A 22504-nucleotide genomic window follows, 5' to 3' on the forward strand; every position below is an offset into this window, starting at 1 on the left:
ATTTCACATTATGGCAAAGCTCAGTGAGGCCGCGCAGCGCTTCATTGTGCAAGCGCTTGCGTGCTACGACACGCCTACTCAAGTTGCAGAGGCGGTCAAGGAAGAATTTGGTATCGACGTTCCGCGCAACCAGGTGGGGCAGTACGACCCAACGAAGGTATCTGGCCGGCAGTTATCGAAGAAGTGGAGCGACCTGTTTCACGACACGCGAGCGCGGTTTCGTAAAGAAGTGGCAGAGATCCCGATTGCTGATCAGGCCTTTCGCTTGCGGCAGCTTCACCGGATGGCGAACGAGGCGATGCGCCGTAAGAACATAGTCCTGGCTGCTTCCTTGATGGAGCAGGCTGCCAAGGAGATGGGCGGCATGTTCACCAATAAGCGGGAGCTGAGCGGCCCGGGCGGAGGCCCCATTCCTATGACGCCAACGACCATCGAGCTGGTGGCCCCAAATGTCGAAAGCAAGGATTGAGCTACCACCTAAGCTGATTCCGGTATTCAGTGGACAGGCGCGATACAGGGGCGCTCACGGCGGACGAGGGTCTGCCAAGACGCGCAGCTTTGCGCTGATGACAGCGGTACGGGCGTATATGTTCGCTGAGGCGGGCGTGTCGGGAGTGATCCTGAGCGGCCGTGAGTACATGAACAGCCTGGAAGAGTCGTCCATGGAGGAGATCAAGCAGGCGATTCGATCGACGCCATGGCTTGATGCTTACTTTGATATTGGTGAAAAGTTCATCCGTACCAAGAACCGGCGCGTTTCGTATGTGTTCTGTGGCCTGCGCCATAACTTGGACAGCATCAAGTCCAAGGCCCGCATTCTAATTGCCTGGATTGATGAGGCTGAGAACGTCAGTGAGGTGGCTTGGCAGAAGCTGGCACCGACGGTGCGTGAAGCGGGATCTGAGATTTGGGTAACCTGGAACCCGGAGAAAGACGGAAGCCCGACTGACAAGCGATATCGCAAGACGCCTCCGCCCGGGTCCAAGATTGTTGAGTTGAACTACACGGACAACCCGTGGTTCCCAGCTGTGCTGGAGGAAGAGCGTCTGTCTGACCGGGAACGCCTGGATGATCAGACGTATGCTTGGATCTGGGATGGGGCATACCGCGAGAACAGTGAAGCGCAGATTCTGTCCGGCAAGTACCGGGTGGCAGAGTTCGATCTTCCAGAGTTCGATGGGCCTTACTTCGGCATCGACTGGGGCTTCTCCCAAGACCCGACAGCAGGAGTCCGGCTGGCTATTCAAGATCAGCGCCTGTATGTCGAGTACGAGGCTGGCAAGGTCGGCCTGGAAAACGACGACATTGCTAAGTTCATGATTGAGCGCTTACCGGGTGTCGAGCAGCACACAGTTCGAGCGGACTCGGCGCGGCCTGAGACGATCAGTCACGTCAAGAGTACCGGTGGCGGGATACGCCCGGCCATACCACGCATTGAGGGTGTGGAGAAATGGAAGGGCAGCGTTGAGGACGGCATTGCCCACCTGCGCAGCTACAAGGAAATCATCATCCACCCGCGCTGCACTAAGTTTCTGCATGAGGCCAGGACGTACAGCTACAAGGTGGACCGACTGACAGGCGATGTTCTGGCCGACATCGTGGATAAGAACAACCACTACATCGATGCAACCCGGTATGCGCTTGGCCCGCTGATCAAACAGCGCAACGCAGCCATGGGCTTGATGATTCCAAAGCGCCTACTTCAAGGCAGATAAATGGCAATTTTCAATGTTTCAGCGCGAGACGGCAGCGTTTCGCTGGTTATCCGTGCGCGCTGCATGTCCTGTGCGCGGCAATTGGCGGCTGATCGGTCGCCTGTACATGAAAAGCGCTTGTGGCGTGATCCGGAGATGTCCAGCGTCGAGCTGGTAGGCCATCCGGAGCGCTTGGGCTATTTCAGTGAAGGCATGAACGGGATACTTAAGCGGGTTACGACATGACGGCAAGCAATCTACAACTGGCGGTGAATCATGCCATGCATGACGCCGCGTTGGCACGCGCCCGCATGAATCTGCTCAATCCCTTGGGTATGGGGCTGGATGATAAGCGGGCTGCCGCCTGGTGCGAGTACGGCTTTAAGCAAAACCTGGACTTCCATGATTTCTACAAGCTGTATCGCCGCAATGGTTTGGCCAGTGGCGCAGTAGAGAAGCTGGCCGGGACCTGCTGGAAAACAAACCCGTGGGTAATTGAGGGTGGCGAAGAGGATGAGTCGCGCAAAGAGACGGACTGGGAAAAGAAAACAAAGCGAGTTCTGACGGCCCGGTTGTGGCGTCGGTTTCGTGAAGCTGATGCCCGGCGCCTGGTAGGTCGGCACTCTGGTCTTGTCTTGCGGGTTAAAGACAGTGGCAAGTGGCATGAGCCAGTGAAGGGCGGCTCCAAGGCCCTGGTTGATGTGGTGCCGGTGTGGGCTGCAACGCTGCGAGTGTCTGAGTGGAATACTGATCTGTCGTCAGAGAATTACGGCAAGCCCAAGTTCTGGAGCTATGTAGAGCAGAGCACAAATGGGCAGCCTGGGCGGAACATCAAGATTCACCCTGACCGCGTGTTCATCCTGGGCGACTACTCCGGTGACGCCATCGGTTTTCTCGAGCCTGTCTATAACAACTTCGTGTCACTGGAAAAGGTGGAGGGCGGCTCGGGTGAGTCGTTCTTAAAGAACGCAGCCCGCCAGCTCAACGTCAACTTCGAAAAAGAGATCGACTTTAAAAACCTTGCCTCCTTATACGGAGTAAAGCCTGAAGAGTTGCGCGAGGCAATGAACGAAGCCGCGGTGGAAATGAACCGCGCTAACGACGTGCTGTTGAACACTCAAGGCGCGACAGTCACGCCGTTGGTTTCCACGGTTCCAGACCCTAGCCCCACCTACAACATCAACCTGCAGACCATTTCAGCCGGCCTGGATATTCCAAGCCGCGTACTGGTGGGCAATCAGCAGGGGGAGCGGGCCAGCACCGAAGATTTGAAGTTCTTCTACGCACGTTGCCAGTCACGCCGCATGGATCTGTCTTTTGAGATCGAGGATTTGGTTGATCACTTGGTACGCATCGGCGTGCTGGATGCCACGGGCGAAAAGACAGTGATGTGGGATGACCTCACAGAGCAGACCTTTGCAGAGCGGCTGGATAACGCCGCCAAGATGAGCACCATTAACCAGACCGCTTTGGCGACGGGTGAAGAAGTGTTCAGCAACGACGAAATCCGGGTTGCTGGTGGCTTTGACCCTAAAGACAGCGAGCCGTTAGATGAAGGCGACGATAAGGACGAGGATGGCGACGAAACCGAAACCCGCGATCCTTCCCCGTGATCTGCGCGACCCGACTGGCGTAGATATGCTGGAACGACGCGCAATGCGTGACTTCAATGTGCGCATCAAAAAGGTAGCCAAGGCTTACCGCGCTGCGCTGGATGAAATACCAGCTGAGCCAGTGGTTAACCGGCGCTACCAGTTCCGACTGGATACGTATTTGTTGCGCACCTTGCTGGCCAGGCTGGATGCAATCGTTGCCGAGATTCTGCTGGAAGGGGGCGACGAGAATATCTGGCTCTTTGACCGGTACGTGGAGGTAGCGGCTACGCGTGGCACGGCCCAGGTGTTTGCCAACCTGTCTCAGCAGTCCGCAGCGTACAGGGGCGGGCGCATCTCATTGCAAGAGATTCTACGCAGTGAGCCGCATCGCCGCCGCATGGCATTGCTCAGTGCTCGGGTAGCGGAAGAAATGAAGGGCGTTGTCGGCGATGTGAAGTCGAACATGACCCGGGTGCTGACTGAGGGGATAGGGCGCGGCCTGAATCCCCGAGAGGTAGCGAAGAACCTGACCGCCCAGGCCGGTATCGAGACACGGCGGGCGCATCGGGTTGCACGCACTGAAATCACCACAGCGCTCAGGCGTGCCAAGTGGGACGAGGCCAGCGATGCCGAGCAGGATTACGGCCTGCAAACTAAAGAGCTGCATCTATCTGCGCTGAGCCCCACGACCAGGGCTACGCACGCAGCCCGGCATGGGAAGCTATTCACGCGGGACCAGGTGCAGGACTGGTGGTCATTGCCTGGGCAGGCGATCAACTGTAAATGCTCAACCGTGGCGGTGATGGTCGATGACGATGGGAAGCCGGTTGTGCCTTCGATCATTCAACGTGCGCAGCAAGCAAAAACCAATATGGAGAAACGAGGCTATGCCTGGTCAGACACAGAATAGCGGGCCGATGCAGGTCAACGTGACCACGCAGGTCAACAGCCAGCAGATCCGCAAGGTGACGCACAACAGCCGTGAGCATTGGGTTTTGCCCAGCTACACGCTGCCTGCCAACGTGGTCATGAATGGCGGTTTGTATCCGGCCAGTGAGATCGATGCTCACTATCAGGGCCTGGAAGGAACGCTGGCACCGTTGGGGCATCCGCAAGTGGATGGTCAGTTCGTCTCGGCATTCAGTCCCGAGGGCATCAATGTCGGCCATGTGGGCGCATTCAACCGCAATGTGAAGAAGTCCGGCAACCGTGTCTACCTTGAGAAGTGGGTGGACGTAGAGGTTGCACAGCGCACCGAGGAAGGCCGAGCCTTGCTTGAGCGTGTGGAAGCCCTGGAGCGGGGCGATGATGTGCCGCCGATCCACACCAGCGTAGCGGTGTTTCTGGATCGCCTGGAGGCGAACGAAGAACAGAAAGCGGCTGGCGCGGAGTGGGTTGCCAAGATCAAGAGCATGGACCACGACGCCATTCTTATGGATGAGGTGGGGGCGGCCACGCCGGAGCAGGGCGTTGGCCTCATGGTCAATGCGGACCAAGCCAAGCCCTTGCAGGCCAATTCTGGCGCGTTGGTGGGCGAATCCTTCCGGGAGCGCGAGCAACGCCTGGACCGAGCCGCCAAAGAGCGTTTCGCTCAAGGCACTGACGAATATGCCTGGGTTGCCGACTTCACGGACAGCCAAGCCATCATCGTGCGTAACGGTGGAGCTGCTGAGGTTTACGGATACAAGGCCGAAGCCGGGAAGATCGTCTTTGACGACACCGGCGCGGCTGTCGTGCGCCAAGAGTCCTGGGTGGCAGTAGTCGCCAACAGCATCAAGAAAGGCGCACAGAAGATTTTTACCCCGCAGGCCCGGCCTGCAGTCAACAACAAGGAGGGCGAAATGCCTCTGACTCCCGAAGAAAAGGCCGAGCTGACCAGCGATATCAGTAAAGCCGTAACTGCCAATATTGACCAAGCCGTGGCCGACGCCATCAAGCCGGTTTCCGATGCTGTGACGGCACTGCAGGCCAATCATCAGGCGTTGTCCGACACACTGACCGCAAACGCCAAGGCCGAAGAAGCCGACAAGCGTAAGGCCGTGGCTGCCGTGCATGGCGATATTGTGGCCAATGCGCTGTCCGGTGAGGCCCTGGATGCCATGCACAAGTCCCTGGGCACCGCTGCACCGCTGGGTGCCGGTCATATCGAAACCAACGGCAACGCACTGACCGCTGATGTCACTGCGCTGCCCAAGGAGTAAGACATGAGCCGATACCGCCGTGTGAATATCGATGGCAAGTCCATCACTGAAACCCGTGTGGCCGCCGCTGCGTTGCTGCCTGGCACGTTCGCCGTCATTGACGCCAATGACAAGTTCGCCCAGGCCGCTGCTGCGGTCGGTCGCGTTTACGTCGTCAACTGCGCCTATCACCAAGGTCTGAGCATCCGCGATGCGGTCCCAGCTGGTGATTCCGCCGTCGGCGATTACGTCGAAGAAGGACGTGAGCTGGCCGTCCTGTGTCCTGCTGGTGCGTACAAAAAGGATTCGCCCATCAAGATCGGTGCGAATGGACAAGGCGCTTTGGCTACCGACGACACCGACACTGTGATTGGCTACAGCCAAGACGAGGTGACGCTGACCGCCGCTGACTTCATCCGCGTGCGCATGCGTGTCGGCACTGTGGCTGCTGCGACCACTGAGCCCTAACAGGAGAAACACATGTTTTTTACCCAATCGGCTATTGCCGCTCATCCCCGATTGATGGGGCACCTCCAGGCGTTGCAGGCTAATCGCAACATCTGGAACAACCAAGACGCGGCCTTGTTGGCGGCAAACCGCGCCGTGATGACGCCGGAAATGCTGCAGGCCAACGCGCTTGCAGGTCTGGGCCGTGAGTTCTGGCAGGAAGTAGACAATCAGATCGTCTCTTACCGTGACCAAGAAACCGGCATGGAAATTGTCAATGACCTGCTGGCCGTGCAAACGGTGCTGGACATTGGTAAGACGGTGAAGTCCTACAACATCGCTGGCGATATCGCTGACGATGTGTCGATCAGCATTGACGGCCAGGCGCCGTACTCGTTCGATCACACCGAATACGACAACGACGGCGACCCGGTACCGATCTTCACGGCAGGTTATGGCGTGAACTGGCGCCACGATGCTGGTCTGCGTACCGTTGGTATTGATCTGGTGCTGGACTCTCAGGCCGCCAAACTGCGTAAGTTCTACAAGAGCATTGTCAGCTATGTGCTGAGCGGCTCCGAGCGAATCCGCGTTGACGGCAAGCCCGGTCAGGGCCTGAAGAACCACCGCAACACCATCAAGCTGAACCTGGGCAGCGGTGCCGGTGGCGCGAATATCGACCTGACTACGGCTACGCCGCAGCAGATCATCGAGTTCTTCACCAAGGGCGCATTTGCTCAAGCAGCGCGCAACAACAAGGTCGAGGCCTACGATGTGTTGTGGGTATCGCCCGAGATCTGGGCCAATCTGTCTCAGCCGTACCTGATTCAGCTGGGTACTGGTGGCGGTACAGTTGCTGGCTCCATTCTGGATGCCGTCAAAAGCTTCATCCCCGCCCGCTCGATCCGTCAGACGTTTGCTCTGAAGGGCAATGAGTTCATCGCCTACCAGCGCCGCCAAGACGTTGTTTCCCCTCTGGTCGGCATGGCCGTCGGCACCGTGCCGCTGTTGCGCCTGCGCCCGCAGGACAACCACAACTTCCAGATCATGTCGGCCATGGGCTTGCAGATCAAGCGTGACGGCGATGGCAAGTCCGGCGTGCTGTACGGCGCAGACCTGAGCTAAGGAGACTGGAATGGCGAAATATCAAGTCGTTCGTGCTTGGCACGGGGTAGCCGTTGGTCAGGTAGTGGAGCTGGAGAAGGTGCATCCATCTCTCAAGGCCAACGTCATCCCATTGGCTCAAGTTGCTCCAGCCTCCGATGAGGCCGGTGATCTACTGAAGCAGGCCCAGGCGGAAATTGATGCGATGCGTGAACGCGCCCAAGCCGAGTTGGCGCAACGTGTGGAGGAAGCCAAGCAGGAGGCCCAGGCCGAGGCTGACCGAATCATCAGCGAAGCAACCGCCGAAGCTGAGCGTATCAAGCAAGACGCACAGCAAAAGGCCGGGGAACTGACGCCAGCAACGCCAGATGCGGGCAGTAAGCAGACGAAAGCTAAATAACCGCCATCCAGGCGGTTTTTTTACGCCCGTTCGTTCGGGTATACGCTTCCAAGCAACCTTAAATCGGTAGATGCCGAGCCCGAGAGGGTGGAAGAGCTTTGAAAAGTCCGGGGCTGCCCATTGTGGGCGGCCCTTTTCTTTTCTGGGATCTAAAAATGACTCAATTTGAACCGCTTGTTTCTGTCGTCAGTGGTGAGCCGCTGGCATCCAGTCTGGTGATTGCCCGAGGAATGAAAGCCAATCACAGGAGTGTCATACAGTTGGTGCGCCAGCATGCTACGACTTTGCATGAGTTCGGGCCACTGGCATTTGAAATGCGTGTGGTGAAGCGCCCTCAGGGTGGTGGCTCGCCAACCGAGTACGCAATGCTCAACGAGCAGCAGGCTGCATTGCTTATCTCGCTCATGCGTAATAGCGATGAGGTGGTCGCTTTCAAAGTGCGGTTGATTCGAGAGTTCTACCGCATGCGAGACGCACTGAATCAGCGAACGCAGAACCTTTATCAGCAGCTCCAGGCCTTGGTGGCAGAAGAGGTATCTACGCAAGTACGCGCTTCGTTCGGCTCCCGCCTGATGCTGGAGCGTAAGCGAGCCATCCCCGAGCTGCAAAAGCGGCGCGAACGGCTGGAGCATGAGATTCAGCCATCCTTAACACTTAACTGACCCGGCCAAGCGCCGGGTTTTCTTTTTGGGGGCTACATGATTACCGCTGAGCAAGCCCAGCAATATCTGGCCAGTCAAGGGATCAGCAAAGTTCCTGATTTCATCTTGGCTGCTTGGATTGAGTTGGCAAACAGCATTCAGGGGTGCCTGGACGAGCATTACACGCCAGCTGTAGCGCTGCTGATCCAGTCCTATTTATTGGCTCTCATGGCTTACGGACAGGGTGATAAGTACATCAGCAGCCAAACTGGACCGAGTGGCGCGTCCCGTTCCTTTCGATACCAAGGTTTTGCCGATCGGTGGCGCGGGATGCTTGGGCTACTGCGTGGCCTTGACAAGCATGGCTGCGCCACCGGACTGATTCCGCCTGATCCTACAGTCCAGGCCCATGGCGGCCTGTGGATTGCCAAAGGGAATTGCTATTCCGGGGGGCGCTGATGAGCGAGACAGCCAATTGGAGCTACACCAACACCGCCACTGTGAAGCCTTATATAGGCACGGACGAGTGGGGCGGCAGCAAATACGGCGAGCCTTACGAGATTGCCTGCACCTGGGCCGCCAAGTCAGAGCAGATGCGTGATTCGCTGGGCGCGGAGTTCGTCACACGTAATCAGATTTATACCGAGGACAAACGCCCTTGCTTTCTGGATCTGATTCAACTCAATGGCTCGACTGAATGGCAGGAAATCCGAGCAGTAACAGGCTGGGATATGTCTTTCTTCGATGAAGAGCCAGATTTTTTACTGGTGACGTGATGGCAGTCCGGGGGATCAAGCAAGTTAAGAACAACATGCGCAAGCTCCAGGCCGAGATCCAGGGGCGCAGGACAGAGGCTGCCGTGTACGCGGTTCTTTCCCAAGGGGGTGCGGCTGCCGCCACGATGACGCCGGTGGATACCAGCACCTTGATCAACAGCCATTTCGTGGAAATCAAAGCCGACGGCAATAAGGTGACAGGCCGAAACGGCTATAGCGCCGAGTATGCCGCCGCTGTCCATTCCGCGCCTGGTGTGCTCAAAGGCCAAGACCGCCCTGGAAACCATGGCCAGTACTGGGACCCGAATGGCGAGCCTCACTTCTTGATGGCTGGCTTTGACCAGATAGCCGCAGACGTGCCACGCATTTTAAGGAACGCATACCGTGCTTTTGATCGACGTTCGTAACTGGGTGGTGGCGGCTCTACCGGCAGATTACTTGGCGATGTTCTCCTGGGTGGAATCATCCAGGCCAGACGATGCCGCCAGCCGCTACTGCATCGTCCAGCAAACAGGCGGAGCTGGACCCGTTGTTGAAACCCGCTATCCACGATTTCGCGTGGTGCTGCTGGGTAAGCGCAACGAGCGTAGCGACGCGCAGAAAGTCATGACAGACATTGAGGCACTGCTTCAGGTAGCTATGGACGATGCCGTGCCATGCGGGGCCGCCAGTATCCGAGCAATTACCGAGCCAGTAGGCCCGGGGTTCACCACAGAAAACCGGGCATGGGCTCAGGTTGATTTTGAGATCATTATTTAGGAGGGCCAGATGGCTACCTGCAAGAATCAGAAATTTGTCGGCCGTGTGGCCATTTTGGAATACGCCATCGGTTGCGGCGATGAAATGCCCGCAGCGGCAGACTGGAAGCGCCTGGGCGCCATGCGTGCTAAAGAGCTGACCATTGAGTGGGAAACCACCGATGCGACGGCCGATGACTCCATTGGCGCACTGCGCGAGAACCTGGCCACCTTCCAAACGTTGAGCGTGTCCGGCGACGGTGTCCTGAAGGTTGCGGGCACTGGTGCCGCTGCCTTGATCGCGCTGACCAAGCACGTTATCAAGCCGGAAGCGACGGGCGGCGAGCCAGTGGCTTGGATTCGCCTGACTTTCCCCGACCTGACGTTCACCTTCTTCTCCATTGTGACGAATATGTCGCGCTCTGCGCCATACGACGATGTGGCTACCTATTCGTTTGAAGCCAGTGCAACGGCCAGTGACTTCTGCTTGATGGTGGAAGATACGCCAGATCCTGACGCTCCAGCCGTGGATGCGGTGGTGGTTACCCCAGCCACTGCCAGTATTGCCGAAGGCGCAACCCGTCAACTGGCCGCTGCGATCACGCCCACCGGTGCGGCCCAAGGTGTTATTTGGTCGTCCTCGGATACTGACACAGCAACAGTCTCCCAGACCGGGATGGTCACCGCCGTAGCCGCCGGTACCGCAACGATCACAGCAACCAGCACGGCTGACTCCGCCAAGAAGGGAGAGTGCGCCGTTACGGTGACCGCATGATGATCCTTGCGGATGTCGGTGAGGTCGGCGTCCACGTAGGTGAACGGGTGCATATCCTGCGCCCGTCGCTCTATGCGATGTCGCAACTCGGTGAGCCACGGGAGATAGTGGAGCTGTTCGCCGCAGTGATGGGCGAGGCCCCAAGTCTTGCGGATGCGCTGGCTGTTGTACTGGCCTGCTCAGATGAGGATTTGTCTGAGCTGTTTGGCTGTGTGTCGGCCGAGGGGGAAAAGCTTACCTACGAGCCAGGGCAGGTGGGGCCGGATGCCGTTGTGGTGCTGGCGCGATGCCTGCTCAAGCACGGCGTTACTGGTTCGTTGCCAGAACTGCCCCGACCAGCCGAGCAGGAACCGGAGTACGTGCAAGAGTTCGACGCCCGAGCTCACGTGTCCATGGCAATGGCGCATCTTGGGGTTTCTGAGCGGGATGCCTGGCAGATGACCATGACCGGGTTAGTGGGGGCGCTACGTGCGAAGTTCCCGCCATCGCAGAATGATTCGCCTGGCGCAAAAGCTCCTAGCAAGGCTGAAATGGAAGAGGCGCTGGCTTGGCATGATCGGGTTCTGGCTGCCAGGGCTTAGCGTTGTCTAGCGTGGGCTTGCTGCGTTGGGTAATATCTCCTCATGCATATAGGGAGATAGGTGATGAGTAGATTGGTTTCCAGCTTGGGGCAATTGGTTGGTGCTTTGGTCGGGTTGGCTCTGATTGTGGCTGGGTTGGTTTTTATGTCCACAAATACCGGGCCGGGTGGCTTGGTTGTTTTGGTGTGTGGCGTATTGTTGCTGCCACGAGTATTCCCAAAGTTCGCGTCAAGGCTCAAACCCCAGCATCAATTTCTCGTTGGAGTTGCATTGGTTGTTTTCTCCTTTGTGGCTGGCATTGTTTGGAAGGGGGTGCCGCGCGAGAAGGTAAGTGAACTTGACCGCAATGTGGCGGCTTTCGAGAAGGAACAGGCTCGAGAGAAGGCCAGATGCAGTGACACGATAATGGCCTATGTGATGTCCCAAAATTTTGTGAAGGCCAAACTGGTCGCTCCATCTACCGCAAAATTCCCGTCGTTCTCTGATGTCAAGGTAACTAAGTCAGGTGAGTGCAAGTTTACGGTGCTTGGGTATGTGGATTCGCAGAATTCATTCGGCGCGATGTTAAGGACGACGTATTCGGCCAATCTCCGATACGATCGCCAGTCAGGCAAATGGGCGCTTGAGAACCTAGCGATGTAGTTGTGTAAATTAATTAGCAATAGCCACCTTCGGGTGGCTTTTTTTATGGAAGTTTGAAATGGCCGAGAATGCTGGCACGATCTATTTCACCGTCGAAGCTGAAACGGCAAAGCTAATTGGCGAGCTTGGGTCTGTTCTGAAAGGGCTGGATTCCCTGGGTATGGGGTTCAACAAAACTGATAAGGCTGCCCATCAGACGGAAATGAGGCTGACTAAAACAGCTGCTGCCGTGCGTGGGCTTGGGGGTGGCGCGCATGTTGCTTCTGCTGGCCTAGACTCACTCACAAATGTTCTGAAGGGCCTCATTACCCTGAAAACTGCACAGGCGATGGTGCAGATGGCGAACAGTTACAACGAAATGACTGAGCGTGTTCGCATGGCCACACGCGCAGGCGCCGACTTGAACTCGGTTAATGAGCGACTATTGGATACGGCAAACCGTACTTATCGCCCACTTTCGGAGGCTGCTGAGGTCTATATCCGAGCCGGGTCTGCATTATCCTCCATGGGTAAGTCGACCTCGGACGTCTTAGACGTGACCGATTCTCTATCCTTCGCATTTGTGAAGAATGCCACAAGCGCCGACAGAGCAGACGCCGCCATTAATGCTTTCACAACTTCGGTAAATACGGGGAAGGTGGGGGCGCAGGCGTGGCAAACAATTCTGGCTGCCGTCCCGACCATTGTCGATGATATTGCGGCTTCAACTGGTAAAACGGCCGCTGAGATTCGGTCGCTGGGCGTGCAGGGCAAGCTTACTGCGGATCAGTTGGTTACTTCATTGCAGCAGTCTTTGGTCTCCAATCGAGATGCTGCTGACAATATGAAAACCACTGTGGCAGACGCGGCCCAAGCACTGAAAAACAATCTCACCGTTGCTATTGGGAAAATTGACCAGGCCACGGGGTCGACCGATCTGCTGTCGGATGCGTTGGTTCGTTTTTCTGAGGCGGTTCGTGACGCAGATATTGCTGCGATTGTGCGTGAGATTGATGCAATTACGATTAGCGTACAGGAAACGGTTGATGCCGTTTCTGAGATGGTTGGAGAATTTAAGAGCGGCACTGATCAAATAACATCTTATCTGCCTAGAGGCTTTGAACAGATGTTCCTCTCAACAGCCAAGGAAATAGATGGTATTGCCTCTTTCTTTCAAGGTGCGGCTGGTTCCATCCAAGCGATTTGGGGCGCTTTAGCAGAGAACATTCCGATCATGTTTGAGAATGCTTGGGCCAAGACGAAGAATGGTGCTGCTGACTTCGTAAACTCCCTAGCAGATATGATCAACACGCCTCTCCAAGCTCTGGGGATGGATGGGATTGGGAAAGTGTCTTTTGGGGGAGGCGCTCTAAAGGAGACAACTAACCTTATCGACGCGGCAAAGAAGGGCTGGGACGATGCTGCAAAGGGTCTAGGGGCTTACGATAGTCTTTTGACCAAGATAACTGATCGCGTTATTGATCGGTCAGCACAAGAGTGGTTTGAGGATTACAACCGGGTTCTCGGTGAGGGCGAAGCGCAGACGGTGAAACTGACTGATGGCACGAAGAAGCTATCCGCTGCGCAAAAGCAAGCAATCAAAGACGCTGAACAGAACAAAAAGGTAATTGATGATTTAGCTGTGGCGCTGTATTTGGCGGGGCTAAAGGGTGAAGAGTTAGCCGCGACAAAAGCGAAGATGGCTTTGAATGCTGCCGCTACTAAAGAAGAAGTAGCGGCTGCCGAGGCTCTTGCTAGGGCTATTCATGAAATTACTGAAGCCGAGAACAACCGTCAGCTTCTGCGCCAGATGGACCCTATCGCAAATGAATCCAAGCGATTTGAAGATGAGCTGGAGAGCCTACGCAAGCTTAATGAGGAAAAGCTGCTTGAGGACCAAAGATACCTTGACCTGAAAGGACAGGCTGAACGTACCCATGCCGCCAATATGCAGGCTTTGCAGGAGGCCAATTTCCGGGCTCAGTCTCAATGGAATGAAATGATGATGGCAAGCCTGGACGCCTTGGGCTCATCTGGGACCAGTGCTATTTCGGGCCTAATCGTAGGCCTTCACAGTGGGGCGGATGCTGCACGGATGCTTGGGAATGCTGTCCTGAATGAGGTTGTGGGTTCTTTCGTCCAAATGGGCATTGCCCAAGTAAAGGCTTGGGTCATGGGTAAGGCCGCACAATCGGCTGCTGCTGCGGGCTATTTGGCCTCAGTCACTGGGCAGGTAGCAGCGAACACCGCACTTGCTGCTCAGGCTGCTTTTGCATCTACCGCCGCTATTCCTGTGGTCGGGCCTGGCCTGGCCCCGGCAGCCGCTGCGACAGCGGCTGGTTTAGCGGCCGGTTTTGGAGCGCCGGCAATTGCTGCCGCATCCACCACTCTGGCAGGCGGCCGCCAATACGGCGGCCCCACACAGCCAGGCAAGATGTACCGCATTAACGAAAACGGGGCGCCAGAGGTATTCAATGCGGCAAATGGCCAGCAGTTCATGATGGCTAATAGCCGTGGTCAGGTGGTGAGCAATAAGGATGCGACAGGTGGCAACGGGGGCGGCAATGTCTACATCAATAACTACGGCGGCGCTCAGGTCGAACAGCGAATGAGCAACGGCGACATCATCGTTGAGATTGATAAGCGGATTGGCGAGAAAGTGCCGCCTTTGATGGCGCAGGAAGCCAAGAACAGTAACAGCCAGTTCCGGAAAAGCATGGGGCAATACACAGACGTGAGGCCAAGACGATGAATGATGAATGCCTGCTACGGTTCCCGTTTTCGCCTTTGCAGGCGAGCTTGGCCGCTAAGTTTGGGACCGGGGTTATATCCACTTCGGTGCCGGGCGGGCCGAGCCTTATGCGGCTTGATACGACTGGAAATGTTCACACCGTCAGTGCGTCGTGGAACCTGCGCCCGTCTGATTACGACATGTTTATGGGGTATGTGCGTAATTGGGAGCGGTCCGGAGGTGATCCGTTTCTGATCTCACTGCGCCTGGAGGGCTCAGAGTCTCAGGAGTACAGGGCCACATTCATACCAGGATCGTTTTCCCGCCCGACACGAAGCGCCAGAGTGTTCACCGTAGAGGCCCAGCTGGAGGTCCTGCCCAACTTCGTCTCCCCATGCAATGACGAGTGGGCGGCCAGGGCCTTGATGGAGGCGGTCTTTGGTGATGATGCCTGCGAGGCCATCGATATTCTGGACAAAGTGGTTAACGAGGATCTGGTCTATGTCAGAGCATGACTTCTTCTTTAAGGCGCGAAGGTCGGTATCGCGTATTGAAGGCCTGGAGATAAGCCATCCGTCTTTCTCCAGGTCTTTTTTTTTGGTGCGCAACCCAAACCCCTGGATGAAGCGCCAGGCGCTGGGCCATGGGGGCGGGGTGGTGCGGGAGTATGAGTATCTGCCGATGCGCATGCAGCCCAAGGACACGCGAGGGGACTTGGACTTTGGCATGAGGGTGGATCTGGGTGACCTGGGCGAGATTATCCCCAGTGAGCTGCAGCGGGTGATTGACGCTGGGACGAGCCATATTAAGCCCACCGTCATTTACCGGGCCTGGCGTTCTGACAAACTCAGCGAGCCGATGATCGGGCCGATCGTTTTGCAGGCGGACGAGATCTCACGTACGCGTGACGGATCGTCGTTTGAGGCTGTGGCGCCGTATCTGAACCTGACTCGTACCGGCGAGGCCTACACGGTGGACCGATTCTGGATGCTGCGGGGTTTCTTGTGAGCATCGATGCGCTGCTGGATCAGGTCCATGACCGAAAAACCAATAACTGCCTGCACTTTGCCGCTATGGCTTGGCAGCACCTGACGGGCGATAGGCGTTTGCACAGCATTCGGGAAGCCAATGTTCTGGGCGTGAAGTCGGTAATGCGGCAGTTCAAAAAGGTGGCTGGCCCCACAGTAGCGCCATCCGTTGTGCTGATGGAGTCGGCCAGCGGAGATGTGCACATTGGTGTTTGTATGCGCCGGCGTTTGCTGCACCTATGCGAACGCGGCGCTGAGTTTATGCCGTTCGAGTGCTATGCCGGGGTCTACCACGGGATGAGGTTCTATCAATGATTGTCGTAAATATCGTTCGCAACGTACTGGAGCCTGAGAGCATCACGCGCTATGAGACTGACGATCTGATTGCTCTGTTACGCACTGAGTTTGGTGACCATGCGCCGGAAGGTGCGCGTCTGTATCACGAGCATGTGTCTGAGTACACGGACGTGACGCCGACCAGCAAAGAGGCTGAGGATGCGCTGCACGATATGCCAGGGCCGTTCTACCTGGTGCTGGTGCCACAAGGCCCAGAAGTCTGGATTCCACTGGCGATTGCGGCCGTTTTGTCTGTGGCCAGCATGCTGCTGTTCAGACCACAAATTCCGAATACAGCCCAGCGCAATATCGCATCGGAGTCGCCAAACAATGGTTTGTCAGCTCGGGCAAACCGAGAGCGGGTCAATGGCCGTATCCCGGATATCTACGGGACGGTACGTAGCACGCCTGATCTACTGGCCGTGCCGTACTCGGTTTTCGAGAATCACGTAGAGAAAGAAATCGCCTACATGTGTGTCGGTCGAGGCCAGTTTGAGATCCACGATGTGCGCGACGATACGACGCCAGCCGATGAGATCGCGGGCATGTCCGTGGAGGTCTACGGGCCAAATACGTCGCCGAACAGTGGAGCGCCACAGCTTCGTATCGGTAACGCCATCAACACGCCGGTGTTGGCAGTCAAGCGATCGAATAGTGTGAACGGTCAGGTTCTACAGCCTCCGAACTCGTCTCGGCTTGTATTTACGCCCATGGTTTTTCAGTCGCCCAATATCATCCGAAGCAACAATCCTGACGTTGATTTTCCTGAGCTATTTTTGGCTGGTGATGTGGTCAGTGTATCGGGAGCCGCCGTTACTTCGGGCGTTTACCAATATGTAGCCCCACCTAGCTCAGCAGGTATATCCAATAGTGATTCTTCTGTGGGGTATTTAACTTTGGAGGGTGACCAGTCAACAGACTGGGAGGTGGGCCAAGTGGTGACGATTACCAATGGCACCTTCCATTGGATAGGCGTGACGGGTGGTGATGCGGGCAATTTATACGATGCCTCGCGCAACATTAACGGCACATACGGAATTGTGGGTGTCAGCGTTGTAGGGAATGTGGGTGATAGGAAAACCGTTCTGAGCTTGGATATTTCTCAGAATTATTCTGCATGGCCAGGGCCGCTAGGCATTGTGCACACGTATCCGACAGGAAACCCAACACTGACACGACCCTCCGGTGATCTGCCTTATGACCTGTCCGGTACTTACACAATCAATACTCTGACAAACAACGAATTGATCCTTTCAAATCCTGCTGCTGTCAATCCTGATTGGAACGTGCTGGAGAGTGATTACGGTGGGGTTTCGCCCGAGTTGATTGTCACCGCGCAGGCTCAGAAAGAGCGCTGGGTTGGTTGGATGACGGTAGAATCGGCAACCCCGATCAGCCGTGCCATCTGCAACATTATTGCCCTCAATGGCTTGTATGCGGACAACGGCCAGCAGCAGTATCGCCGGGATGTGTCGGTGCGGCTGGAGGCGGTACCGCTCGATGCGGCGGGCAATCCAACTGCCGGCGCTAGGGTATTTGACGGTGTTGTCCAAGGGTCGGCTACATCCCGCTCTACTCGGGCAGCTACGCTCAATGTTGATCTTGGGATGGAGTCGCTTAAGTGGCAGTTCCGCATGATTCGTACCAGTGACTCGGATACGAGCTTCGACGGTCAGATCATTGATGAGGTGAAATGGCGGGATCTCTACGCGGCTTCGCCGGTTAATCAGCCGCATTTTGGCGATGTGACCACTGTTCTGGCGTCCGCCTTCGCCACCGATGGGGCGCTGGCTGTTAAAGAGCGCAAGCTGAATCTGCTGGTAACGCGGCAGATCCCACTGAGAGATGGAGCTGGCTTTACATCCACGCTCCATTCGACGCGTAATGCCGCTGACATTCTTTGTGCAATCGCCCTGGATTCAAGGATTGGAAATAGAGGCATTGCTGAGATTGATGTGGAGGGGATCTATGCCACAGCTGCTGAGATTGTCGATTACTTCGGCATTCCGGACGCAGTCGAGTTTTGCTACACGTTCGATAAGTCGGAGATGTCTTTTGAAGAGACCTTTCAGGCCGTGGCCAATGCGATCTTTTGCCAAGCGTACCGACAGGGAAGCCAGCTGCGGCTGTTCTTTGAGCGTGAGACCGACGATAGCTCGCTGCTGTTTAACCATCGGAACACGCTGCCAGGGTCTGAGTCCCGGACGTTCTCATTTGGCCCGGCAGAAGGCTATGACGGCGTGGAGTACGAATACGTTTCGCCGGATGATGATGCGGTGGTGACCATCTACCTTCCAGACCAGAGTGCGGTTAAACCGCAAAAGATCGAGTCAGTAGGGGTACGTAGCCACCGGCAAGGTGAGCTGCATGCTTGGCGGGCCTGGAACAAGATTCAGCACCAGCACACCACCATGGAGCGGGATTGCCTGAGCGAAGCCAGCATGCTTGTGCTTGGCCAGCGCATTCTGTGCTCAGACACGACCAAAGCTGGAGAGCATGGCGGTTATGTGACTGCTGTGGATGGCTTGGCCGTTCGCCTGTCGCAGCCTATGGATTGGAGTCAGCCAGGGCCGCATGTGATGTTCATCCAAAACTCGGATGGTCAGACAGAGGGCATACCGATCAGCTCGGCTGGTGAGGATTTCTGGGCTCTGCTCAGCAGGCCACCACGTGTGCCGATTGTGACCGGCAGTGCACAGCCAACGGGCTACATCATTGGCAGCGGTACAGAGCAGCGCCAGGCAGTCCCTTTTATCGTCACGGCAAAGAATCCGATTGATGGCTTTAACGTTCGTTTAAGCGCTGTGAACTACGACCGCCGGTATTACGCCAAAGACGGCATGTATCGACAGTAGCAACTAGAGTACTAACACCACCTAACCCGCCTTACGGCGGGTTTTTTTATGGGTAAACGAGATGGCAGAAAAATGCTTTCCGACACTGCAGGAACTGCGCGGCTTCGGCATTGATGGTGATATTTGGCGGAAATTCATCAATGGGGAGATTGGTGAAGTCAATTTGAATCGCAAGGGGATTGACGTTGAGACCTTGTTGACCTGGAAAGAGCAGGTCATGGAGATTGCCCGCCAGGCTGCCAATATGCAGACGTACCTGACGAAAGCGGAGATGGAGGCAGCGGGTCCGCAGCCCAAAGGCACTGTAGCTCAAGTAACTAACGACCCGGACCCAGCCAACAACGGCTACTGGGTATCCGATGGCTCGCAGTGGATTTGGTCGGGGTTGCAGCCCGTCAACAAAGAGTACTTCGACTCGCAGATCGAGATCGCAAACGAGCAGTCCGCCGCAGCGCTGGATCTGGCATCAGCGCCCGCTTCGCTAGACGGCGAGTTTTATCAGGACGATAGCGAGGGCGACGTGGCGACAGGGATTACGGACGAGGTCGGCAATCTGCTGTTGGCCGTGGACGCAGAAGGATACGCAGTCAGCCAAACTCGTGGGGAGTTTTACGGCAACGACGATCAAAGCGCCGCTTACGCCACAGTCGACGAGGTTGGCAATCAGTTGCTTGCAGTCGACGGGGACGGCCAGATCATCCCGTCATGGTTGTACGAGTTTTTCACGGGGGACAACCAGCCCGATTACTGCTATGTGGACGAGACAGGAGTTGTATACCTGGGATGGATGACGAGCGGTGAGTTCGTTATCGGCGGCGGTCAGGGCAGCGTCGATTGGGGTGCAATGCCTGCCGCATCGCAACACGTTCCTGCAAATCAGCCTTGGGTGAGCAACCGCAGCGTCACCGTGCAGCGCGACTACGGCCTCCTGTATACCGACGCGATCAGCACCATGTTCCCCAACTACGCTGCGGTGTACGCCTACCTGGACGCCCTGATGGCCGAGCGATCTGATTACATCAGCAAGACACAACTGGGTACCGATGAATGGGGTAACCCCATCAACCAGTACACCATGTCCACTGCGCCGCTGATGCGAGACGGATGGACATCGGCGGAGATTGCTCCACCCAAGATTGTCATCCTAGGCGGAGTGCACGGTGACGAGCGCGAAGCTGTGCTGACAAACATGATTCTGCTTCGCGAAATATGCGATATGTGGCGCGAGGATGAGATTCTTGCGGCGCTGCGCTGGCAATGCGATCTGGTGCTGGTGCCTGTGCTAAATCCGTCCGGCTATAACTCCAATACACGTACGAACGGAAATGGGGTCGATCTCAACCGAGATGCCAATAGTGCCACGCCGCAAGACGAAACTGTGGTAGGTATATCGCTGCCTGCACTGCACCCGACTGCCACCGCGTTTGTCGATCACCACAACGCGTATTCTTTCGAGCAGGCAGGCCGGATTTATTGGCTGGGCACCAAGAGGTCGGAGACCTTGGGCGTGTGCTTAGAGGTTTGCCGGAGAATGGGGCAGTACGGCAGGCAAGAATTTGATTTCTGGCCTCAGGACAACCGTCAACTCACCCGCATTACAAAAAACACAACGAACACATTTGGCCAGCGCTGGCAAGACGTCGATGGCGTCGACGGGTACTTGTGCGAGACGCCGCGCGCCTCAGCGTTTTCCCGGCTCGACATGCGGCGCTTCAATGTATTTGGACTTAAACAACTTCTCTACTCAATCTTGCAGCGCGAGCTGCATCGCCGTGCTGTCAGCATGGTCAATTAACACACTCAGGAGCAAAAAATGCTACGTTATCAACGCATCAATGGCGTTAGACTCGAAAACACAAACGGCCTGCCCACCATTCAGCGCACCCCTGAAGGGGCGGCAATGGGGGCAGTGCCGGGATGGGTAGATCTGATAGATCCGGACTACATGAACGTGGATGAGGGCTGGGTACGAAATCGTGCTGCCGCTCGCTCCAAGTACCCGAATGTAGCGACGCCTGCGGTGGTCAGTCAATTCCCAAACGGCGCCAGCGCCTTCCAGATGCTTTCTGGTCAAACTTTACGAATCGAATCTGATGCTGTCGCGCCCGCTATCGACCCGACGCAATGGTCGGTATTTACGGTCTGTATGCCACAGCCTATTGACGGGGGGAGTGGGGTTGACAGCGTTTGCGTGCTGCGCGGGCAGGATAATAGCCTCAGCCTAATCGGGCTGCGTGTTGACTTCACGCGAGACTTTGGGAGCCCAACAATCCGCACGTACAACCAATATGGAATTAGTGTCCAGAATCCCGCTCGACTGAGCTACAACGGCCTCAATATTTATACGTTGTCAGAACCGGCGCTGGTCATGTTCACTGGCTCTACGCGTGATGGCTTGCGTATCTTTGTGAACGGCGAAGAGGTTGCAGCGGCACCAAGTGATAAACGACCACTGGAGATCGGGTATGAGGGTGGGGAAAACCAGCGCGCCTACTTCCGTGGCGCCCGCGGCTTGTTCGGTATGACCGGGGCGCTAAGCATTGACCTGGGGTGGGCCGAACACGCAGGCTATCGCCGTGCTATTGAGGCTTTTCTGATGGGCAAGTATCAAATAGGCGGCTAAGTGGCGTAGCAGCCCGCGGGTAGAATTTATTTTCACGCGGGCCGACTGGTGAGTTATTGGATTACTTCAAAGTTATTCGGTGGGGTGCCGAGCCATTCGGCACTGCTGACGTACGTAGATGGGCTTGAGGCCAACGATAGTATTGCTCTGTCTACCGCAGACTCGCTGCCGCAAATGAGGGCAGAAACTTTTCTGCCCTCATTTCGCACCCACCCCTTGAGATGGTAGAGACTTGCAATACGCTGGATGCGTTGGCGCATTCCTACGCCGATCACCTGGCCCTGTAATGTCAGCTGCACTTTTTTCATTGTGATAGGGCGGATTGGTTTTGCGCTCGGGAAGATCGATTCTATGAGAGCCCCGGCAGCGTCCCTAGCGGGGCCAAATACCGGAAAGTGGTGAAGGCCTATATCGCATCGTGTATTTATTTCGCAGACTGCGTACTCTTGCTCATCAGGTGAGACCGATATATCAGGAACCAGCAGGTCTACCCCTGCAAAGTAGGCTCCAGGGATTGAGTGCGCGGCTTTAATCGCAATCTCGGCAAATCCTGGGTGCACCTCATCCGTTACATCTTTGCTATCACCGCCAGTACCGATGTTGGCGACCGGGAGTAATTGAATATTCATTTGAGCAGGAATAATGCTGCTTTTGTTAAAGCCTAATTTTTGCAGATTTCTGAGCATTTCCCCGCTTATCTGAATCTGTTTTTCTCCAACATATGGATTATCTTCGCGTTGTTTGTTTTTTTGCTGTATGAGCTCTGACACCGTTGATTTTCCATCCCCGGTAATATTTACGGGTATGCGCAAGGCGGCACATACAAATCGACCGTTGACAACAAAGACTCGATAGTCACGGCCATAGATGTGCTTTTCAACAATACATCTGACGGTAGAGCCGGCCTCAGTCCAAGCCAATTTGAAATGTTCTTCATTTTGAATGTCAGAAATGACCCCCTTTCCTCCTGAGCCTCGAATGGGTTTAATAACAACTGGAAAACCGATTTGTTGCGCGTAAGAAAGGGCTGAGTCCATCGCTCTGGGTGAGAAAACACTCCCCATGGGTGTTTTGACTCCTGCTCGCTCAAGGAAGATTTTTGTTGTGTTTTTGTCGTGGGATGCGGCCCTGCACGTAGCGCTAGTCAACGCAGGAAGGTGCTCGACAAAGAGCACGGATTTATTTTCGTGTGATAGAAAGTAGGTTTTATTGTCGATCCTCTCTATCAGGACTCCTCGGCGTGATGCCGCTTCTCTAATTAACTTGGTGTGCACGCCAGAAACAAAAGCTTTTCCCCCACCGGTTGGCGTCCAGATTTCAGCTTTTTTAATAAAATTGTTCATGAAGAGAGGTCCCGTGAGCAAATAAGACTAATTGTGT

At 55.9% G+C, this 22504-nt stretch carries 25 protein-coding genes; 24 read left to right on the forward strand and 1 reads right to left on the reverse strand.

From position 1 onward, the window contains the following. The first annotated feature begins 10 nt into the window (after positions 1-10). From ACLPGZ_RS11215 to ACLPGZ_RS11330, 24 genes are all read left to right on the forward strand, one after another. Positions 11-469 carry a DUF2280 domain-containing protein gene (locus ACLPGZ_RS11215; RefSeq protein WP_239055399.1) on the forward strand — a complete coding sequence of 153 codons (459 nt, stop codon included), beginning with the start codon at positions 11-13 and terminating at the stop codon, positions 467-469. After that, a complete protein-coding gene (locus tag ACLPGZ_RS11220; protein WP_239055400.1) occupies positions 450-1715 on the forward strand; it encodes a PBSX family phage terminase large subunit in 1266 nt (421 codons plus the stop codon). The genes ACLPGZ_RS11215 and ACLPGZ_RS11220 overlap by 20 nt, the downstream gene beginning before the upstream one ends. Then, positions 1716-1940 (forward strand): hypothetical protein, encoded by a 225-nt coding sequence (locus tag ACLPGZ_RS11225; RefSeq protein ID WP_239055401.1) that lies wholly within the window; start codon positions 1716-1718, stop codon positions 1938-1940. Continuing rightward, positions 1937-3307, forward strand: a complete 1371-nt coding sequence (locus ACLPGZ_RS11230; RefSeq protein ID WP_239055402.1) for an anti-CBASS protein Acb1 family protein — start codon at positions 1937-1939, stop codon at positions 3305-3307. Before ACLPGZ_RS11225 ends, ACLPGZ_RS11230 begins: the two co-directional genes overlap by 4 nt. Next, positions 3270-4199: a phage minor head protein gene (locus ACLPGZ_RS11235; RefSeq protein WP_429641284.1), complete on the forward strand. Its 930-nt coding sequence runs from the start codon at positions 3270-3272 to the stop codon at positions 4197-4199. The genes ACLPGZ_RS11230 and ACLPGZ_RS11235 overlap by 38 nt, the downstream gene beginning before the upstream one ends. After that, positions 4177-5490, forward strand: coding sequence for a hypothetical protein (locus tag ACLPGZ_RS11240; RefSeq protein ID WP_429641286.1), 1314 nt, complete (start codon positions 4177-4179; stop codon positions 5488-5490). Before ACLPGZ_RS11235 ends, ACLPGZ_RS11240 begins: the two co-directional genes overlap by 23 nt. A 3-nt stretch (positions 5491-5493) precedes the next feature. Further along, a complete protein-coding gene (locus ACLPGZ_RS11245; RefSeq protein ID WP_094196293.1) occupies positions 5494-5937 on the forward strand; it encodes a gp53 minor capsid family protein in 444 nt (147 codons plus the stop codon). A 12-nt stretch (positions 5938-5949) separates the two neighbouring features. Further along, positions 5950-7041 carry a major capsid protein gene (locus tag ACLPGZ_RS11250; RefSeq protein ID WP_429641287.1) on the forward strand — a complete coding sequence of 364 codons (1092 nt, stop codon included), beginning with the start codon at positions 5950-5952 and terminating at the stop codon, positions 7039-7041. Between the two features lie 10 nt (positions 7042-7051). After that, a complete protein-coding gene (locus ACLPGZ_RS11255) occupies positions 7052-7420 on the forward strand; it encodes a hypothetical protein (protein ID WP_429641288.1) in 369 nt (122 codons plus the stop codon). Between the two features lie 155 nt (positions 7421-7575). Beyond that, complete coding sequence (locus ACLPGZ_RS11260; protein ID WP_429641290.1) at positions 7576-8082, forward strand: Rha family transcriptional regulator; 507 nt, start codon at positions 7576-7578, stop codon at positions 8080-8082. A 36-nt stretch (positions 8083-8118) separates the two neighbouring features. Continuing rightward, entirely contained in the window at positions 8119-8520 is a 402-nt protein-coding gene (locus ACLPGZ_RS11265) for a DUF7370 family protein (protein WP_429641292.1), read from the forward strand. Next, complete coding sequence (locus tag ACLPGZ_RS11270; protein WP_429641294.1) at positions 8520-8837, forward strand: hypothetical protein; 318 nt, start codon at positions 8520-8522, stop codon at positions 8835-8837. Before ACLPGZ_RS11265 ends, ACLPGZ_RS11270 begins: the two co-directional genes overlap by 1 nt. Further along, positions 8837-9244, forward strand: coding sequence for a hypothetical protein (locus ACLPGZ_RS11275; RefSeq protein WP_429641296.1), 408 nt, complete (start codon positions 8837-8839; stop codon positions 9242-9244). The genes ACLPGZ_RS11270 and ACLPGZ_RS11275 overlap by 1 nt, the downstream gene beginning before the upstream one ends. Further along, positions 9222-9596: a phage tail termination protein gene (locus tag ACLPGZ_RS11280; protein WP_429641298.1), complete on the forward strand. Its 375-nt coding sequence runs from the start codon at positions 9222-9224 to the stop codon at positions 9594-9596. Before ACLPGZ_RS11275 ends, ACLPGZ_RS11280 begins: the two co-directional genes overlap by 23 nt. A gap of 9 nt (positions 9597-9605) precedes the next feature. Continuing rightward, entirely contained in the window at positions 9606-10349 is a 744-nt protein-coding gene (locus ACLPGZ_RS11285; RefSeq protein ID WP_429641300.1) for a phage tail protein, read from the forward strand. Next, positions 10346-10930: a DUF6246 family protein gene (locus ACLPGZ_RS11290; protein WP_429641302.1), complete on the forward strand. Its 585-nt coding sequence runs from the start codon at positions 10346-10348 to the stop codon at positions 10928-10930. The genes ACLPGZ_RS11285 and ACLPGZ_RS11290 overlap by 4 nt, the downstream gene beginning before the upstream one ends. Positions 10931-10993: 63 nt before the next feature. Further along, positions 10994-11572: a hypothetical protein gene (locus ACLPGZ_RS11295; RefSeq protein WP_429641304.1), complete on the forward strand. Its 579-nt coding sequence runs from the start codon at positions 10994-10996 to the stop codon at positions 11570-11572. Positions 11573-11630: 58 nt separating this feature from the next. After that, the gene (locus tag ACLPGZ_RS11300) at positions 11631-14303 is read left to right on the forward strand and encodes a tape measure protein (protein WP_429641305.1); all 2673 of its coding nucleotides are present in this window, start codon (positions 11631-11633) and stop codon (positions 14301-14303) included. 323 nt (positions 14304-14626) lie between these two features. Next, positions 14627-14797, forward strand: coding sequence for a hypothetical protein (locus ACLPGZ_RS11305; protein WP_429641306.1), 171 nt, complete (start codon positions 14627-14629; stop codon positions 14795-14797). Positions 14798-14882: 85 nt separating this feature from the next. Further along, positions 14883-15290 (forward strand): hypothetical protein, encoded by a 408-nt coding sequence (locus ACLPGZ_RS11310; protein ID WP_429641307.1) that lies wholly within the window; start codon positions 14883-14885, stop codon positions 15288-15290. Then, positions 15287-15625 (forward strand): hypothetical protein, encoded by a 339-nt coding sequence (locus ACLPGZ_RS11315; protein WP_429641308.1) that lies wholly within the window; start codon positions 15287-15289, stop codon positions 15623-15625. Before ACLPGZ_RS11310 ends, ACLPGZ_RS11315 begins: the two co-directional genes overlap by 4 nt. Continuing rightward, the gene (locus tag ACLPGZ_RS11320; protein WP_429641309.1) at positions 15622-18501 is read left to right on the forward strand and encodes a host specificity factor TipJ family phage tail protein; all 2880 of its coding nucleotides are present in this window, start codon (positions 15622-15624) and stop codon (positions 18499-18501) included. Before ACLPGZ_RS11315 ends, ACLPGZ_RS11320 begins: the two co-directional genes overlap by 4 nt. A 61-nt stretch (positions 18502-18562) precedes the next feature. Further along, the gene (locus ACLPGZ_RS11325) at positions 18563-20296 is read left to right on the forward strand and encodes a M14 family zinc carboxypeptidase (protein WP_429641311.1); all 1734 of its coding nucleotides are present in this window, start codon (positions 18563-18565) and stop codon (positions 20294-20296) included. Between the two features lie 18 nt (positions 20297-20314). After that, on the forward strand, positions 20315-21124 hold the full coding sequence (locus ACLPGZ_RS11330; protein WP_429641313.1) for a hypothetical protein: 810 nt from the start codon (positions 20315-20317) through the stop codon (positions 21122-21124). Between the two features lie 53 nt (positions 21125-21177). On the opposite strand, the gene ACLPGZ_RS11335 is transcribed toward ACLPGZ_RS11330, so the two are convergent. Beyond that, positions 21178-22467: an ATP-binding protein gene (locus ACLPGZ_RS11335; RefSeq protein WP_429641314.1), complete on the reverse strand. Its 1290-nt coding sequence runs from the start codon at positions 22465-22467 to the stop codon at positions 21178-21180. Positions 22468-22504: the final 37 nt, after the last annotated feature.

Source organism: Alcaligenes sp. Me129 (assembly GCF_050487245.1).
In the GTDB taxonomy this organism is placed as follows: domain Bacteria; phylum Pseudomonadota; class Gammaproteobacteria; order Burkholderiales; family Burkholderiaceae_B; genus Alcaligenes; species Alcaligenes phenolicus.

Bases quoted from the DNA above. Each gene is read 5' to 3' on its own strand.
- ACLPGZ_RS11215 (WP_239055399.1), top strand. From the start codon at position 11: ATGGCAAAGCTCAGTGAGGCCGCGCAGCGCTTCATTGTGCAAGCGCTT.
- ACLPGZ_RS11220 (WP_239055400.1), top strand. From the start codon at position 450: ATGTCGAAAGCAAGGATTGAGCTACCACCTAAGCTGATTCCGGTATTC.
- ACLPGZ_RS11225 (WP_239055401.1), top strand. From the start codon at position 1,716: ATGGCAATTTTCAATGTTTCAGCGCGAGACGGCAGCGTTTCGCTGGTT.
- ACLPGZ_RS11230 (WP_239055402.1), top strand. From the start codon at position 1,937: ATGACGGCAAGCAATCTACAACTGGCGGTGAATCATGCCATGCATGAC.
- ACLPGZ_RS11235 (WP_429641284.1), top strand. From the start codon at position 3,270: ATGGCGACGAAACCGAAACCCGCGATCCTTCCCCGTGATCTGCGCGAC.
- ACLPGZ_RS11240 (WP_429641286.1), top strand. From the start codon at position 4,177: ATGCCTGGTCAGACACAGAATAGCGGGCCGATGCAGGTCAACGTGACC.
- ACLPGZ_RS11245 (WP_094196293.1), top strand. From the start codon at position 5,494: ATGAGCCGATACCGCCGTGTGAATATCGATGGCAAGTCCATCACTGAA.
- ACLPGZ_RS11250 (WP_429641287.1), top strand. From the start codon at position 5,950: ATGTTTTTTACCCAATCGGCTATTGCCGCTCATCCCCGATTGATGGGG.
- ACLPGZ_RS11255 (WP_429641288.1), top strand. From the start codon at position 7,052: ATGGCGAAATATCAAGTCGTTCGTGCTTGGCACGGGGTAGCCGTTGGT.
- ACLPGZ_RS11260 (WP_429641290.1), top strand. From the start codon at position 7,576: ATGACTCAATTTGAACCGCTTGTTTCTGTCGTCAGTGGTGAGCCGCTG.
- ACLPGZ_RS11265 (WP_429641292.1), top strand. From the start codon at position 8,119: ATGATTACCGCTGAGCAAGCCCAGCAATATCTGGCCAGTCAAGGGATC.
- ACLPGZ_RS11270 (WP_429641294.1), top strand. From the start codon at position 8,520: ATGAGCGAGACAGCCAATTGGAGCTACACCAACACCGCCACTGTGAAG.
- ACLPGZ_RS11275 (WP_429641296.1), top strand. From the start codon at position 8,837: ATGGCAGTCCGGGGGATCAAGCAAGTTAAGAACAACATGCGCAAGCTC.
- ACLPGZ_RS11285 (WP_429641300.1), top strand. From the start codon at position 9,606: ATGGCTACCTGCAAGAATCAGAAATTTGTCGGCCGTGTGGCCATTTTG.
- ACLPGZ_RS11290 (WP_429641302.1), top strand. From the start codon at position 10,346: ATGATGATCCTTGCGGATGTCGGTGAGGTCGGCGTCCACGTAGGTGAA.
- ACLPGZ_RS11295 (WP_429641304.1), top strand. From the start codon at position 10,994: ATGAGTAGATTGGTTTCCAGCTTGGGGCAATTGGTTGGTGCTTTGGTC.
- ACLPGZ_RS11300 (WP_429641305.1), top strand. From the start codon at position 11,631: ATGGCCGAGAATGCTGGCACGATCTATTTCACCGTCGAAGCTGAAACG.
- ACLPGZ_RS11320 (WP_429641309.1), top strand. From the start codon at position 15,622: ATGATTGTCGTAAATATCGTTCGCAACGTACTGGAGCCTGAGAGCATC.
- ACLPGZ_RS11325 (WP_429641311.1), top strand. From the start codon at position 18,563: ATGGCAGAAAAATGCTTTCCGACACTGCAGGAACTGCGCGGCTTCGGC.
- ACLPGZ_RS11330 (WP_429641313.1), top strand. From the start codon at position 20,315: ATGCTACGTTATCAACGCATCAATGGCGTTAGACTCGAAAACACAAAC.
- ACLPGZ_RS11335 (WP_429641314.1), bottom strand. From the start codon at position 22,467: ATGAACAATTTTATTAAAAAAGCTGAAATCTGGACGCCAACCGGTGGG.